15 protein-coding genes are annotated in these 15,853 nt (G+C 58.2%); 5 read left to right on the top strand and 10 right to left on the bottom strand.

Annotation, left to right across the window (positions count from 1 at the left end; genetic code table 11):
• Nucleotides 1–85: 85 nt before the first annotated feature.
• From Harman_RS16500 to Harman_RS16475, 6 genes are all read right to left on the bottom strand, one after another.
• The gene (locus tag Harman_RS16500; protein ID WP_137684881.1) at nucleotides 86–829 is read right to left on the bottom strand and encodes an ABC transporter ATP-binding protein; all 744 of its coding nucleotides are present in this window, start codon (nucleotides 827–829) and stop codon (nucleotides 86–88) included.
• A complete protein-coding gene (locus tag Harman_RS16495; protein ID WP_137684880.1) occupies nucleotides 826–1,587 on the bottom strand; it encodes an ABC transporter ATP-binding protein in 762 nt (253 codons plus the stop codon). Before Harman_RS16495 ends, Harman_RS16500 begins: the two co-directional genes overlap by 4 nt.
• A complete protein-coding gene (locus tag Harman_RS16490) occupies nucleotides 1,587–2,729 on the bottom strand; it encodes a branched-chain amino acid ABC transporter permease (RefSeq protein WP_137684879.1) in 1,143 nt (380 codons plus the stop codon). The genes Harman_RS16495 and Harman_RS16490 overlap by 1 nt, the downstream gene beginning before the upstream one ends.
• Nucleotides 2,726–3,667 (bottom strand): branched-chain amino acid ABC transporter permease, encoded by a 942-nt coding sequence (locus Harman_RS16485; RefSeq protein ID WP_137684878.1) that lies wholly within the window; start codon nucleotides 3,665–3,667, stop codon nucleotides 2,726–2,728. Before Harman_RS16485 ends, Harman_RS16490 begins: the two co-directional genes overlap by 4 nt.
• Nucleotides 3,668–3,886: 219 nt before the next feature.
• Nucleotides 3,887–5,305 (bottom strand): substrate-binding protein, encoded by a 1,419-nt coding sequence (locus Harman_RS16480; protein ID WP_200830947.1) that lies wholly within the window; start codon nucleotides 5,303–5,305, stop codon nucleotides 3,887–3,889.
• A gap of 412 nt (nucleotides 5,306–5,717) precedes the next feature.
• Nucleotides 5,718–6,485, bottom strand: a complete 768-nt coding sequence (locus Harman_RS16475) for an IclR family transcriptional regulator (protein WP_137684877.1) — start codon at nucleotides 6,483–6,485, stop codon at nucleotides 5,718–5,720.
• Between the two features lie 306 nt (nucleotides 6,486–6,791).
• Here Harman_RS16475 and Harman_RS16470 point away from each other — a divergent pair, with 306 nt between their 5' ends.
• From Harman_RS16470 to Harman_RS16455, 4 genes are all read left to right on the top strand, one after another.
• The gene (locus tag Harman_RS16470) at nucleotides 6,792–7,685 is read left to right on the top strand and encodes a GAF domain-containing protein (protein ID WP_137684876.1); all 894 of its coding nucleotides are present in this window, start codon (nucleotides 6,792–6,794) and stop codon (nucleotides 7,683–7,685) included.
• A gap of 615 nt (nucleotides 7,686–8,300) precedes the next feature.
• Nucleotides 8,301–8,795, top strand: coding sequence for a DUF3592 domain-containing protein (locus Harman_RS16465; RefSeq protein WP_137684875.1), 495 nt, complete (start codon nucleotides 8,301–8,303; stop codon nucleotides 8,793–8,795).
• Between the two features lie 375 nt (nucleotides 8,796–9,170).
• The gene (locus Harman_RS16460) at nucleotides 9,171–9,761 is read left to right on the top strand and encodes a hypothetical protein (protein ID WP_137684874.1); all 591 of its coding nucleotides are present in this window, start codon (nucleotides 9,171–9,173) and stop codon (nucleotides 9,759–9,761) included.
• A gap of 51 nt (nucleotides 9,762–9,812) precedes the next feature.
• Nucleotides 9,813–10,649, top strand: coding sequence for a DUF4870 domain-containing protein (locus Harman_RS16455; RefSeq protein ID WP_137684873.1), 837 nt, complete (start codon nucleotides 9,813–9,815; stop codon nucleotides 10,647–10,649).
• A 59-nt stretch (nucleotides 10,650–10,708) separates the two neighbouring features.
• Here the strand turns inward: Harman_RS16455 and Harman_RS16450 are convergent, their stop codons facing one another.
• Nucleotides 10,709–11,725: a phosphate uptake regulator PhoU gene (locus Harman_RS16450; protein ID WP_137684872.1), complete on the bottom strand. Its 1,017-nt coding sequence runs from the start codon at nucleotides 11,723–11,725 to the stop codon at nucleotides 10,709–10,711.
• A 191-nt stretch (nucleotides 11,726–11,916) separates the two neighbouring features.
• On the opposite strand from Harman_RS16450, the gene Harman_RS16445 reads away from it, so the two are divergent.
• Complete coding sequence (locus Harman_RS16445) at nucleotides 11,917–12,792, top strand: helix-turn-helix domain-containing protein (RefSeq protein ID WP_137684871.1); 876 nt, start codon at nucleotides 11,917–11,919, stop codon at nucleotides 12,790–12,792.
• A 49-nt stretch (nucleotides 12,793–12,841) separates the two neighbouring features.
• Here Harman_RS16445 and phnE read toward each other — a convergent pair whose 3' ends face one another.
• Genes phnE through Harman_RS16430 form a run of 3 tightly spaced genes read right to left on the bottom strand, consistent with a single transcriptional unit; the run spans nucleotide 12,842 to nucleotide 15,756 of the window.
• Nucleotides 12,842–13,882 (bottom strand): phosphonate ABC transporter, permease protein PhnE, encoded by a 1,041-nt coding sequence (gene phnE, locus Harman_RS16440; protein WP_137684870.1) that lies wholly within the window; start codon nucleotides 13,880–13,882, stop codon nucleotides 12,842–12,844.
• Entirely contained in the window at nucleotides 13,879–14,703 is an 825-nt protein-coding gene (locus Harman_RS16435) for a phosphonate ABC transporter ATP-binding protein (RefSeq protein ID WP_137684869.1), read from the bottom strand. The genes phnE and Harman_RS16435 overlap by 4 nt, the downstream gene beginning before the upstream one ends.
• Nucleotides 14,704–14,730: 27 nt before the next feature.
• Entirely contained in the window at nucleotides 14,731–15,756 is a 1,026-nt protein-coding gene (locus tag Harman_RS16430; protein ID WP_235007246.1) for a PhnD/SsuA/transferrin family substrate-binding protein, read from the bottom strand.
• Nucleotides 15,757–15,853: the final 97 nt, after the last annotated feature.

Raw genomic sequence — 15,853 nt, 5'->3', positions numbered from 1 at the left:
GATGACGACACTGTGGCCGTCCACAGACCGTGGCGGTTGTAGCGAATCGGCCGTCGAGAGACAGCGTCATCCGACCGTCCCGTCGCTATACGACGAGGTATTCGTCGAGGTCTTTGTTTTCGAGTTCCTCGACAGTACCCTCGTAGACGATGTCGCCCTGATCGAGGACGTATCCGCGGTCTGCGATGCGAAGCGCCTCGCGGACGTTCTGCTCGATTAGCAGCACCGTCAGTCCCTGGCCGGCGATTTCGTTAATGGAGTCACCGACCGCCTTGACTATCTGTGGGGCCAGGCCCTCGGTCGGCTCGTCCAACAGTAATAGCTTCAGATCCGGTAATCGGAGCGTCCGCGCAATCGATAGCATCTGTTGTTCTCCACCGGAGAGCGTTCCGGCTTCCTGCTCTCGCCGTTCTTCCAGTCGAGGAAACAGGTCGTAGAGTTCCCCGAGCGCCATCGTACTGTCGTCGCCACCGAGCCCGCCGCGGCGGATCGTGTTCCACCAGCCACGGGTGATCTTGGACATTTCGAGGTTCTCCTCGACCGTCAGTTCGGTGAACAGGCGACGCCCCTCGGGGACGACGCCGATGCCGCCCATCGCAACATTGTCGGCCGGCCAGTCCGTAATGTCTGTCCCGTCGAAACGGATCGCTCCGGACCGAACTTCGGGCGGTTCGGTACCGGCGATGCTCCGAACGGTGGTGGTCTTGCCGGCACCGTTCCGTCCGAGGAGTGTGACGATTTCACCTTCTTCGATGCTGAGCGTGACGCCCCGCAGGATGTGACTCGGTCCGTAATAGGCGTGCACGTCATCCAGATGGAGCAGGCTCACGCCTCTTCACCCCCGCCGAGATAGGCTTCTCTGACGGCCGGATGATCTCTGATTTCTTCCGGCGTGCCGCGTGCGATCAGCTCTCCCTGGTGGAGCGTAAAGATGCGGTCCGAAACGTCGAAGACGATGTCCATGTCGTGCTCGACGAGGAATATCGTCATTCCCCAGTCGGTCAGCAGGTCGCCGATGAGATTCACTGTCATTTCGGTCTCCGCAGGAGACATCCCGGCCGTCGGCTCGTCCATGAACAGCAGGTCCGGATCGGTCGCGAGTCCGATCGCCACTTCGAGTCGACGTTTGTCACCGTACGGGAGCGACCGAGCGTCCGAGTCGGCCTCCGAGTCGAGACCGATTGTTTCCAAAATGTCGTCCGTCTGTGCTTGCACTTCCTCGAAGGAGTCACGACGACGGAGGAAGTTGATCCTGAACGATCCGTGCTCCGCCGCGAAGGACGCGACCTGGATGTTCTCACGGACCGTCAGTTCCGGCAGAATCGACGCGGTCTGGAACGACCGGCCGACCCCGAGTTGCGCGATTTCGAACGGTTTCATCCCGACGAGGTCGGTCCCGTCGTAGTAGACATCGCCCCGCGTCGGCGACAGCTGTCCTGTTATCGTATTGATGAGCGTTGACTTCCCAGCGCCGTTCGGGCCGATAAGCGAGACTAGCTCACCCGCTTCGACAGCCATATCGACGTTGTTGAGTGCCGTGAGACCCCCGAACTCCTTCGTCAGGCCCTGTGTTTCGAGCAGTGCCATCAGCGCTCACCCCCGGACGGGAGCAGGTTCGCCAGCCGCTGTTTCGTTTTCGCCACCAGTTCCTTCGGGTCACGAAGCGCCACAGTAAAGTCGGTGAGCATGCCCCAGATTCCGTCCGGATAGATCCACACGACGGCAGTGAACGACAGCGACAGCAGGAGCAACCAGTAGTTGCCCAGCGCCGGGAACCCGTTGACGATGCCTTTGAAATAAAAGAAGACGAACGTCCCGATAACGGGTCCGGCGAGCGTTCCCAGCCCACCGAGGACGGTCATCACGACGATGTCACCGCTGACGGACCAGTAGAGGCGCTCAACCCCAGCGAACTGCGTGTTGACGGCCATCAGGCCTCCGGCGAGTCCGACAATCGCCGCCGAGAGGATGAACGCCGCGAACTTGTAGCGCCAAACGTCGAGTCCCACAAACGCCGTCCGCTTCTCGTTTTCCCGTATGGACTTGAATATCAGCCCGTAAGGCGACTTTCGGATTCGCGTGATGAGCGCGACGACGGCGACGAAGAAGACCCCGATGAAGATGTAGAGGTTATTCACCAGGAGTGTGCCGACGAGACCGCTGTATTCGTGCTCCAGGTCGATGATTCCCAGGAGAGCAACGCGCGGGATGTCGAGCCCGTTTATCCCCTTCGTTATCTCGACCAGCGGCTCCCGAGCGAGGAAGTAGAGGAGCTGGGCTATCGCGAGCGCGACGATTGAGAAGTAAACGGTGTGTAGACGAAGCAATATCAGCGCCGAAACCACACCGAGGGCCACCGCAGCCAGCGTCCCGACAAGCACGACGACGAGTGGCTCGTTGTACACGTGAATCGCGAACAGCGCTGCAGCGTAACTCGCCGTTCCGAAGAACATGGCGTGTCCAAACGAGAGCAATCCGGTCTGTCCCAGGAGGAGATTGAAGCCGAGGGCGAAGATCGACCAGATGAGTATCGTCATCGCGAGTCCGTGATAGCCCCGGAAAATCCCTGAAATAACAGGTGCCCGTCCGAACGTGTACGAGAACAGGAGCACGAACAGGACCGACGACAGGAAGACGAATCGTTCAGTGTGTTTGATTCGATTCCACGTCTCCCAGCTAACCAACGTCGAGTCGCCGTTGACGCTGTTGCGAATCGTGTCAATACTCATTGCCCGACCTCCGTGGAGGGGAAGATCCCGTTCGGTCTGAGAGACAGGACCACGATTGCCAGCAGGTAAATACTGGCCCTAGTCATGCTCGGCATAAGTTCGGTGGCTGTCGCGAAAAAGAGACCGGCCAGAAGCGCCCCGACCACTGTCCCTCTGAGGCTGCCGACGCCGCCCATTATCACGATGACCAGCGAGGGGATGATTATTTCCATGCCGATTCCGGAGGTGACGTTAAACAGCGAGCCCCCGAGTACGCCCGCGAGGCCCGCGTACGCGGACCCGACGGCGAATATCAGCAGGAACGGCCGTCCGACTCGGATCCCGAGCATCTCAGCCATCTCCGAGTCCTCTGTCCCCGCACGCACTGCGAGCCCGTAGTCGGTGTACTTGAAGAACGCGAAGATGGCCAGGATGAGAACGAGTGTGAGCGCAACAACCAGTACGCGTATCGTCGACGCCGCGCTCATCCCGGGCGGTGTGCCGATAACGGGAAGCGATATCGCGCCCGTGAGCCACTCGGGGCGGGGATAGATGGTCCCCGTCCGACCAAAGATGATGGCGACGAACTCCTGGGCAGCGATCAGAACCCCGAACGTCACCAGCAACTGATCGAGCAGATCGCGTTCGTAGAACGGCTTCGCCAGGAACCGCTCCATGACGATACCCAGGACGAAAATAATGACCGGGGTCAGTATCAGCGCTGGAATGAACCCCCAGCCGAGCCCGACCTGGCCCAGATCACTCAGGAGCCCGCCATACTGCTCGCTCGATGCGATGAGGAGGCCGATGTATGCGCCACCCAGGTATAGCACTCCGTGTGCCATGTTTACGTATTTAAGCGATCCGAACACGATCGAGAGGCCGACCGCGACGAGCAAGTACAGGGACGCGACGCTCAGTGCGATAAACAGGAATCCGACGATTCCATCGATACTCATGGCTGGCACCTCGGGACAAGTGTGCGTATCCGTCTCATAGTGTGTACGATTTGTACTGCATCCATCATGTATGTTAACTTTGCGCTTTGGGAGACTCCGGGCAGAACTCGCGTCGTGGTGGACAACCGCCGTTCGCCCACGAGCCACCGCAGTCGTGGTTCGACATCCGTTTCTGCGTCCAGTTGGTAGCCAACTTCACGGCTCGGAGGCTGTCTGGCGCTACTCGTCTCCGTACTGGTTGTCCCCCATCGCGCAGTTGGACGCCGGGAACGAACTACAGTCGTAGATCAGCGGGTCGGTCGTCTCGACGATCTCCGTCCGGATACCGAGTTCCTCGGCCCGGTCGTCGCCGACGCCACGCACGAGATACCACGGTCGTTCGACCTGGTGATCGCACGTCCGGTAGGCGGACTCGCCCCACGCGAGACTCCACTCGAATTCCTCGAGCGTTCTGACCACCGTCGGTGGATGGAAGGTGCCAGCCTCCTCGACCGCGGCCGCGTAGACCATCATCGACTCGTAGGTGTGCATCGAGCTCTGGTTTGGCGTCTCGTCGTACTCCTGTCGATACGCCTCGACGAACACCTGGCTGGCCTCGTTGTCGGCGTTGGGGTTCCACGGCTCCATCCCAAGGACGCCCTCTGCGTCCGCACCGAGCGGATCGAGCGTGAACGCGCTGACGTGTGGGATGATTACGTCGATATCGTCGGTGAGGCCGGCGTCACGCAGCTGTGCGAGGCCGCTGGCGGCGAAGTTCCCGAAACTAGAGAAGTACAGCGTGTCGGCACCGGACTCTTCGAGCGCCTGTATCTGGGAGCTGTGGTCGGTCTCACCCTCTGCGATGGCTGCCCCACCAGCGTCTTCCCACGGACCCTCTTCCGTGAGGTACTTGCGGGCGGCGTCCCGGTTGGACTGCCCGTAGGAGTAATCCATATAGATGTGGAACAGCGACCGATCCTCGCCGAGTACCGACGGCGCAGCTTCACCCATTGCCATCCCGATGATCTCCGCGTGGAACGTGGGATGGAAGTAGTACCGCGAACAGTTCTCCCCGGAGATGCCTGCGGAGGTGGAGTTCCCTCCCATGAACGGCACTTTCTCGCGCTGGGCGACGTTCTGCATCGCCATCGTCACCGTACTGGACATGCCACCCGTCCAGAACTGGATGTTATCCCGCTGAATCATCCGGTCGATGTTGTCCTGGGCAGTGTCGGCACTTCCCGCGGTGTCGGCTTTCGTCGGTTCGACCTGATGACCCAAGATGCCGCCGCCGCTCAGCCGGTCCCAATAGTCTACGAGCCCCCCGCCGTTGTTGAGGTGTGTGACCGCTAGGTCGAACCCATTCTCCTGGTCTTGGCCGTCGGGACCCAACGCCCCCGAAGTCGGTCCGTTGAATCCGATGGAGACTGTATCGCCTTCTGGGGGAAAGTTTCCGATAGCGGCGTATTCGGTCCCGCCGTCGCCACCACCGCTACTGTCCCCGTTACCGGTGCTACCACCACCGCCGCCGCTGCCCCCGTCACCACCCGAGCAGCCGGCAAGGCCGGCAGCGATGCCAGCGGTTCCGATAGCTTTCAGATAGCTTCGCCTGGTCCCGTCCACCGCTTCTGCATCTCTGGTCATAGTTGGAACGTACATGAAAGAATGGTTCAACAACCTATTTAAAACTTCTGCAATATTAATAATTATGAATAGGATCGAACTCCAATTTCGGCCCCACGTGGACGGATAGTGTGCGAGTTGTCCACAATCAATCATTTTGTTCTCGCATCCATCTCCCGACTCCGACCGGCAACTATCGCGCCGACCACAGACTGAGTGTTTGTCGAAATCATTCACATAATACGAATGAGAAGGCTCGGACCAATAGGTACCGTCTCAGCGAACCACCGTTTGAGCCAAACGGCTGAAACGGTCGCTCTGGGTCGGGGGCATTCGCATACTACGTTGGGAGCTCCAGAACAGTGGACTGGTAGCTGACTCACGAGATCTAACAGACGTACAGACGTTATTTTAGCGGTCAAATACCACTGCAAAGGCGGTCGGCCGACTACGAGTGGAGTGTGGATTCCAGTGAGTTCACGGCCGAAAGCAACTGCTCGCCCAGCTCGTGGTCGATGCGAGTTCTATCGATCCGATACTTCGGCCCGCCCACACTCAAACCGCCGAGGACCGTCCCCTCGTCTCGGTGGACGGCCGCTCCGACGGCAACGAGGCCGGGCGCGAACTCCTCGTCAACGATGCCGTACCCCCGCTCACCGGTCTCCGCCAGTTCGTCGAACAGTCGCTCCCGATCCGTGATCGTGGCCTCGGACTCCCGGGGCAGTCCCCACTTGTCGAGTATCCGCTCGACACGAGTCGGGTCAAGTTCCGCCAGGATCGCTTTTCCAGCGGCGGTGTTGTGGAGATAATACTCCGACCGGTAGTCGGTTTCGTCCTCCGTAGTCGCGGCGCTGCCCGAAGTTCCGTGGAACATCAGCAGCCGGCCATGCTCGAAGATAGTGAAGTTGGCCTCCTCACCAGTCGTCTCGGCCAGGTCTTCGAGGACAGAACTGACGCGGTCGCGGTCGGGATACCGCGCTTTGACTCTGTCACCCAGTAGCGCTACTCTGAAGCTCACCCGGTACACACCGTCTGTTTTGACCAGATATCGGCTGTCACGGAGCGTGTCGAGGTGGCTGAGAATCGAACTCTTCGGACTGTCGACCATCCCGTCGAGTTCTGCCAGGGTGAGTCCGTCGTGCTCCAGAACCAGGGTGAGAATCCGTAGCGATGTCTGGGTCGTCTTGAGGGTCCGGCGGTCGGTATTCTCTATCATACCGTACCCATACTGTGCCGTTTTCATAACAGTTTGCATAATGTGAACACTACCGCCTCGAAAGAGAATTATTCGCATTATGTGAATATCGACTGGAAGTACTGCCAGTAATCAGCAGTCGATAACGGATGGACCGGAGATCTGAATTCCCATAATAGTAATTTAATTGATTTATTTAATCGGGCTAGATTGGTTCCACGAGCTGACGTAACACAGCTGGAGTGCGACCGGTACGGGTACGAATGCGGTAGAGAGACTCCACACGAAGGTTTTTATCCGGCGTCTGTGTTAATTGCCCACAGGAATATGGGTAGTCCACGAGACAGACCGTCGGAGTTGCTAAATGAGGAGCAGTATCTGGAACTGCTGTCAAGCTTTCAGCGGCTTACTGGTGTCGGCGTGTTCTCCTATAGGGTGGCGACTGAAGAGACGTGGTGGAGCCGACAGGCCAAGAGGGTCCACAGTATCGATCCGGACCAGCAGCTGTCGTTTGCCGACCTCGTCGCCCAATACACTGATAGCGACGAGGAGCAAGTGCTCCGGCTATTTACTGAGGCGGCTTCAGATACCGAACCGTTCACCGTCGACGTGGCGCTTACCGGGGCAGGCACGACCGAGCGGTCGATACAGATGCACTGCGAGCCGCGTGAAACGGCAGGCGGAGAACTGTGGTTGTACGGGACCGTTCAGGATATCACCGACGTGAAGCGACGCGAACAGCGCATCGAGGTGCTTCGGAAAACGAGTCAGGAACTTCGGTCTGTGAGCTCACGGAAGGACGTTGCTGAAATCCTCGCCGACGCCGCGAAGAACATCCTCGGACTAGTCAATACGACGGTTCGGTTGGTCGATACCGACGCCGACTTGTTGCGAACTGTCGTGGCTACCGAGGAGTGTGTTGAGCGGGCCGGCGACCGACCCGATTATTCCGTGGACGAGGAGACCCCCGCCGCACGGACCTTCCGGACCGGCGAACCCGAGCTCCATGCGGACCACGAACTGACCGCAGATGATCATAACCGTGGTGATCTTCAGTCCGGACTGTACGTCCCTATCGGTGAACACGGCGTCCTCAGCGCCGGCGATGTCGTCGTCGACGCTTTCGCGGAACACGATCTTGAAGCCGCCGGACTTCTTGGCCAACTCGGCGCGGAGGCAATCACGCGCATCGGCTGGGTCAGGCGGTCACGTGCAGTCTAAGATTGTTCGAATCGAGTACTAATATCGATTAGACAGTCACTTCTTACACACATGATCAGGTAATAAGAAATTATACCGCCAAATTCGGTCTTTTTATCCCCATTTGTAGACGTTATCTTGCGTTCTATTCGGTAATTGCGGCTATCCGTTGACAGACTCTTCTGAAATTGTTGCTGGGACAACGGCAAAATGGGTCCGGAAAACTGCTGGATACTACGATTGCTCCCGAAGCAAGGCCTTTTTGTATTTAGATGGACGTTCTGATTATCTGATTGGATATAGCCCTATACAGGTAAAATGGGAAGTTCCCTCATTGAATCTATTGTTGATAAGTTACCACTACGACTGACCAGAGTGTGTGATATAGCGAATCCCCCTTCACTGAAAAATGGTTGTATATAGGTTTTAGTAGCCAGCGTACAGGAGCATCTTTTGTGTATTCCGCCCTCCAGGAGTACCACCGATCACTCCTCCGACATGGCGTCCTGCCAATGACTTCGATCTGTTTGCCCCGTTGCTTCCGTCTGAGTGAGCGAGTCGGTTGTGAATTAATCGGGAGTCTCAGAGACAACTGGCTGTTACCAGAAATCCAGCAGTACGAAGGGGAGTGGTAGCATGTCCAGAGATTCAGATTTCAGTGTTAATGGTCCTGATACGCTGGGTAAAGCAGTACTATACATCCTTGTCGGTGTTGCTATTGTTAGCTACGGAGGATACGATTACGTTCAGCAGACCGAAGCGGTTCGAAATTCGGTTGAAGTAGATGCGACTCTCACAGAGGTTAGTATTGAGACGGATAGCGGCACATCATCGAATCCGGGCGTAGAGTACCAACCGCGCATCGAATTCGAATACGCTTATAAAGGAACTACGTACACCGGAACAAAACTATACCCGGCGAATATTGAACGCAACTATGAGACACGTTCAGCAGCCGAATCAGCAATCGAACCGTATGAAGAGGGGACACAGACAACTGCATATGTTTCTCCAGCGGAGCCAGGAGATGCGTTTCTGAAGAACAAAACATCAAACGCGCCATTCATAGCTATTGGAATTGGTGGCCTGTTCGCTCTCTTTGGAGCCGTTTCGGCTGTGAAGAAGATCTGACTTACCCGGTGTAATTGCTGCCCGTGCCGAGACGTACGCTTACCGAGCACCAATCGAGATTGACAGCACGGTGCTGCAACGGACAATGACAGAACTAGTGGAGTGTGTAGGATTTCATAATCTGTATACAACCTAATTACACGCTTATCAGTATGTACAGACAGTCTGCGGTCAATTCCAACCCCGAAAATATCCAGTTCGTGGCTATGAACACCCGATTGTTTGTTTTTCGAAAGCTGTATCCAAAATCGTCGCTGTACGGTGGGTTCCCAGCTAAAGATGGGCTACCCCTGTTTCACGGCCGCCTAATTGCAGTTCATGGGCGTGAAATCCCCGTCCGATTTTAATTATCCCCGTCAACTATCCAGCGATACCGTGTCCGCGATTCCAACCTGGATCGACGAACGGATCGATCGGAACCTCGACAACACGCTCACGCAGGAACACGTTGTCGAGACGATGCTTGAGTCTGATCGGCCGTTCTTTTCGATCCGTCAACTGCATGCGCGCATTAAGCCCGATGTTAGTCGGGCCACGGTTCGGAACCGGCTTCAGGAACTCCAGGAGATCGATGTTGTCGCAACTGAAACGTATCCTGACTCGATCAGCCTGTACTACATCAACCACCCAGAGTCGGACTGGCCAGTGTCGCCCGAGGGCAAACATGCGCTGAACGCAAACACCCCGCTGGATCGGCTCTCCACTCGCGGATTCCTTACTCTCTCGGACACGGCTGGAATCCGTACGCTGGTGCTCGCTGGGTTCCAGTTGAGCCTCGTCCTGCTCGCACTTGGTGGCATCCTCACAGCCATTGGTGCTGACGTAGGCGGTACCCAAAGCGACATCGTACTCTGGGATACCGCATTCGACCTAATACTCGTGAGCATACTGTTACTCATCGCCGAGCGGACAGTCTGGTGGGTTCGTGACAGATATGGCCCACTGAACCTCCTACCATCGACGTAAACAAAACGAACCAGAAATCAATAACACAACTTCGAAGCCCCCACTCAATCCATGACCTCCACACCACCAACACCCGGACCCAAACTGCTTGATGAACGCTCACTCAGTGGCATCCTCATCCACTTCCTTGCGATTCCAACTGGCGTCGTCGGAGCTGGAATCCTGTATCTCCTCGCCACAGACGAGTTCACGAAACGAAACGCCCGCAACGCGCTTGACTGGCACCTTACTGTATTGGTAATAACAGCCATCACGTTTGGCTCACTGTTCACCTTTGCCGAACTTACTGGACAAGGCATCACCGATGGTTCCATTCTTCCATCGTCTGTGTCGACGGTGGCCGGCATCGTTATTTCCGCACTTTTCATGCTTTGGTTTGCTGTCACGGCGTGGACATTCGCTGTCGGCCTCATCGCAATGGTAAAAGCCATATTCGGGACGGCATGGCGGTATCCGTTCTCATTAGCTCTCGTCGAGCGGTTTGGATCCCATGTTACCATCTCCGACAAATGGCCACTTGTGATACTCGGATACGTCGTCTTGTCACCACTTCTCATCTGTGCGGTTTTCTTTGCTTCAGGAAATGATGCAATATTTATTCTTTCTACCGTGGGGTTGCTTGGCCTAATACTGGGTTTGACCCCGTTGACAGTAGTTGCGATGTATCGCCATGGCAAGGACCATTGGCTGCAGGATGCCAACCGGCAGTCACACGTTCTCGTACACGTTGGCGTCCCTATTCTGGTTGCGGCTATCGGGTATGCGGTTTCATGGAGTTTCACTCAGTCTGTAGCTCCGCAAGGCGACGCGATGTATGTCTTCCTTGCTGCATTCTGGATATCGTCAATCGTGTACTTGCTTCGGTGGTGGACGACACGTTCAAATTGACTTGGTTGCTCCAGCAGCTACTGAGTGGCCGCGTCCACCGGAATTCCACTGTAGAGTGGTTACTCGACGGAGTTACCCTCCCGCGTGACCTGCTGTATCGCGATGTCGGCGACGTTACCGCCGTACTCGGCTGTTCGGCGGATGCTGTCAAGGAGAAGTCCCACGACGTACGCTTCGGCGGGATCGTCGTGCGTGTACAGGTCACGGTCGAGCGTCCGGAGTTCTGTCGTCAGTTCCGCCTGGGTTGCAAGCGCTGTGTGTGCCGTCTCGATATCGGCATCAGCGAGGATTACGTCCGCCGCCGTGTCGACGACCCGTCTGGCGCTGGAGGCCACCGAGTCGATCCGCTCGGCGAGGTTTGCTGGCACCGTCGCCTCCGGATCGATAGCGAACCGGGCGATCTTTTCGGCGTGGTCTGCGATCCGCTCGAACTGCCGACTGACGTAGTAGTACTCGAAGAGTTCGTCCCGACTGTAGCCCAGTTTCTCGACCTCCTGGAGGTTCGTCAATGCCCGCCGAAAGTGCCGTGTAACCATCGCGAACAGTTTGTCCGCCTCGCTGTCCCGGTCGACGACTCGCCGGGCGAGCGCTTCGTCGCCATCCAGAACGGCACTCACTGCGTCCCGATGCATTCCGAGCATGACGAGGCGGAGTCGAAGCGTCGATTTCCGGATGTCGACGTTGTCGGCGTCGATGAGGTTCGTCAATTGGATCCGCGTGTCCCCCGCCTCCAGCAACTCGAATCCCGAGAGGTTCGAGACGGTGTTTTCGACGAGGGCGCGTATCTCGGTGGAGTGGCCCGCCCTGTCGACCAGCGTCACCGAGTCAAAGCCGACAGCGTGGAGCGCGTGGATCCGCTGTCGGACCGCGTCTTCCGACGCCGTTGAGACATCGACGGTCGCTGATCGGGTGTCTGTCGATACGTCGCCGTCTGCCTCGACCAGCAATGTCCCATCGTCGTTGGGGTATAGCGACAGGATGGACCCGGCATCGATTCTGTGCTCGTTCGCCCACGATTTCGGCAGCGAGATAGTGTAGGTCGTTCCCCCGGAGAGCTGGACTTTACGTGTCTCCATACGGGGTCGCGACGACCAAGCGATACCTAATCGTTGATATGAAAGGTCCGTATCGTTACAGAGGACTATGTACTGAGGCAAGCGATAGCTCCTCGCCTGACTCGGTCACGTCTCGTCCGATCCGTCCGAGTACATACTGGTCCGGAGTGTCTGTGGGGCACACATATGCCAGCCAGTCGAAATTTTCAGGTATGTCTCGCCAAATGTATGGGCGCTCGCTGGGCGTCGGTGGTCGTGAGGCGACGCGTGTACAGATTGTCGAAGCCATCGACAGGACGGCACCACAGACGAAGTCAGAGCTAGCACAGGCCGTCGGCATCTCCGAGCAGTACCTCTCGGAGTTGCTCCAGGAACTGAAAGCTGAGGGCGCTGTCCGAAAGGGGTACGTCGTCGATGACGACGCATTGTACGCCAGTGCCGACCACATTACAAAGCTAAGTGGCGGAGATGAGGACAACAGCCCCGGAGCAGACGTTCTAGAGCTTTTAAACCGCCTGGAGTCGGTAACGGCCCGTCAGTACGACGCCGCGCGGGCCGCCTTTGCGGGCGAGTCAGTCGACCGATCCGCCGAAACACTGGAGTCGCTGACCAACGAGCGGTACTCCGCGGTCCTCTCGGAGCTCAAATCCTACACTCTGACCACGGACTGGCCGGGCAACCGTGTCGCCTCGGATCTGGCGACCATCGCCACGAACCTGGAGATTATCGGCGACCGGGCCTGTTTCATCGCGGACGTAGTCGACCGCGAAGACACCGACACAACGGGTATCGTTGGCGAACGGATGGCCGATATCTTCGAGTCCGGCGCGCGCATCAACGACTACTTTTCAGCAATACTCTTCGACTGCGAGCTCACCGTCCACGAGACGCTCCGCGACGAGGAGGAGACGGTCCACCGCGATCTGGACGAACTGTTCGAGCTGGTGACTGCATATGACCCCGAGATGTACGGGTATCTCGTCACCGTCACCCGGGCACTCGAACGGGCCATCTACTACTGGGTCGACGCCGCCGAACTGGCCGTTCAGCTCCACTCCGGCGTCCGACCCGAGCACACTTCGATTTGAGCGGTTCGGGACCGAATGTTTGGTACCAGACCGTTGTCCTCGTAGTAAGTCAGTGCCCGCGTCGTCCCATCGTGGAGGAGAGGATATTCTTGGGCGCGTTGACGAGAGCCTCGATGACGCCCGACTTTTCGACATCGTCTTCCTCACGGAGGTATGACCGGACGCGCTGGCTGAGCAGTTCGACCGAGCCGGCAAGCAGGAAGATCAGGATGATACACGCCATCATATTCGTATAGTGGAACGTCTGGCGCTGGACGTACAGTTCCAGCCCCAGGCCGCCGCCCCCGATGAGGCCCAGTCCGATAGCGGCACGGACGTTGTGTTCGAGGTCGAAGGCGATCCAGGCGATGAACTGCCTGAAGACCTGGCTGAGCATCCCGAAAGAGACGACCTGCGAGCGGTTCGCACCCGTCGAACGGATACCCTCGATGGGACCGTCTTCGATCTCTTCGAGTTCGTCGGTAAACAGTCGCCCCAGGTATCCGGTGGTGTCGATCATGATAGCGAGCGCTGCGGTGAACGGTCCGACCCCACCTAGCGGAATCAGGATGAGGAACCAGACCAGCCCGGGGATAGCTCGAATAAGACTCATCGTTGCACGGAAGGCAAAGTTGAAGGGGTAGGGGATGACCCGCTCGCTGGCCATCACGCCGAACAGCAGTGCCGCGGGCAGTCCCAGAACCGACCCCGCGAACGCGACCGCCAGCGTGACGAACATCGCACCCCAGACGATCCGGCCGCCTTCAATCGTGAGGATGAGGTTCTCCTCCATCATGAACGACCAGTACGCACCCAGGTCGATGAACGGAATCCCGAAGAGTTCTCCCGGTGGGAAGTAGTTGTTCGGTCCGTAGAGCGCATCGATGAACTGCGGAACCTGGTTGTACAGCATCCCCAAATTGAACTCGATGACGACTAGACTGAAATAAAATAGCACTCCACCGCCGATCACGCTAGCAAGCGTCCAGAGACGCCGCTTCGTCTTGCGACGCTTCAGGTCCTGCAGCTTCTGCTCGGCGTCCGAGTCGCCGGCCTCCCCGTACCCGAAATACGTCGCTATCGACTTGCTTTCGGGCCGTGGCGTACTCATGCTTCGATCTCCTCTGTCACGGCCTCCGGTTTCGATGCGGTTTCCGGGGCCTTGCCGTTGTTCAGTATCTCCTCGACAGTCTCGTCCTGCTCGGCGAGGCCGACGGTCTCGACGCTGCCGTAGAGATCATCGATCAGTTCGGGTGTGAGCTCGTCACGACGGACATCGAACAGTTTCTCGCCGTCCTTGAGCCCGATGAACCGGTCGCCGAAGTACGCGGCGATGTTCACCTGGTGGAGGCTTACCAGCGCGGTAACGTCGTGTTCAGCGGCCGCCTTGCGGAGATACCCCATCACCGTCTCGGCGCTGGAGGGGTCGAGGCTGGCGACCGGTTCGTCCGCGAGCAGCAGCCGCGGGTCCTGAACGAGGGCGCGAGCGATACCGACACGCTGCTGTTGGCCGCCGGACATCTGGGAGACCCGCTGGTGGCTCTCCTCCAGCAACCCGACAGTCTCTAAGGCTTCTAGCGCCCGGAGTTTGTCCTCGCGGGACTGCCATTGGAATAGGCTCTTGAGCATCGAGACTCGGTTGAGCGAACCGGTGAGCGCGTTGAGATACGCTGAGACGCCTTCGACGAGGTTGTGTTGCTGGAAGATCATCCCCACGTCCGTCTGTGAGTCGCTGATCTCCGTGCCATCGAGAGCGATGGTCCCCTCGGTGGGTTCGGTCAGGCCATTGACACACCGCAGCATCGTGGACTTGCCGGCACCGGACTCACCGAGCAACACCGCGAACTCGTCTTCGATCTCGAAGGATACGTCTTCGAGAGCCGTTACATCGCCATACTGCTTCGAGAGATTCTCTATCTTGAGGGTACTCATTGGGAGTGAAAATAGCTGAGTGGGAGGTTACGCCGCAGGGTCGATGCCGACCGCGTTCATCCGCTTGATGACAGGTTCATAGGTCTCCATCGACGTGTCACGCAGCGTCGTGAACGCGGGGTTGTCCGTGTCGTAGTCGTCGGGATAGTACTCGCTTATTGTCTCCTGGTCGGAGTTGCGCAGCACCTCGCCGATCTCCTCTTTGACCGGGGACTCCCACGTCTGGCGGGCGTACCACGGCTGTTTGGGGATCGGGAACGAGAACCAGATCGGGCGCAGTTCCGGTTGCTCGGTGCCGACATCTCCGAGGAAGGAACTCTTCTCTGTGACCCGCTCGGGGAACTCAGACTCGAACTTCTCCGGGACGTGCGGGAAGCCATTGCCACCCCAGGTCGTCGCGCCGTCGGCCTTGTCGTTTGCGACACGCTGGATCGCCTGGTTGTGGTCGGTCCAGCTTCCCTCGAAGTCGTTGGGTTGCTCCTCGGGTGCCTCGCCGATGTCGAGGCCGGCCTCCTGAAGCGTGTAGAGTGCGAAAATTGATCCACTGGTGCTCAGGCGGTCCGCGAACGCCCACGTCTTGCCCTCGACATCGGTGCGTTTCTCGATCTCCGAGTCCAACGGGACGAGCATCATCGAGAAATAGAAGGCCGACCCGTCGGTGACGTTGGTCCCGTAAACGTCCATGATATCGGGGTTCGAGATGAGCGTCACGTCGTCCATCCCGATCTCGGCCTGTTCGCTCTCCAGTGCCGGCTTGATCGCCGAGTAGTTTTGCGGGACCTCCATCTCGACCTCGGCACCGTCGACCTTGTCGTTGAGCATCCTGAGGACGGGTTCGTACCGCGGTCGGATGTCGCCCGGCGTGCCAGGCGTGAGCAGCATTGTGACGGTCTCCCCACCCGAGGAACCGCTACCGCCGATAGCGCCGCCACAGCCCGCCAGACCCGCCGTGACCGCCGTCGCCGCGCTACCGGCGATGAACTTGCGGCGACTGATCGATGTACCGTCAGTCAGTGTCGATACCCCCTCACGTCCGCTCTGATTGTCTGACATCATCTCAGGACTGGCAAACAGGTCGAATAACGGTTGTCTGGGTAGAGTCCAACCCGTCAGGGTGGCACTCCGTCGATAGTGGGCAAAGTAATCGCCC

The organism is Haloarcula mannanilytica, from assembly GCF_005406125.1.
GTDB lineage: Archaea > Halobacteriota > Halobacteria > Halobacteriales > Haloarculaceae > Haloarcula > Haloarcula mannanilytica.
The sequence above is the reverse complement of the archived record's forward strand: the minus strand, read 5'-3'. Positions and strand labels throughout refer to the sequence as shown.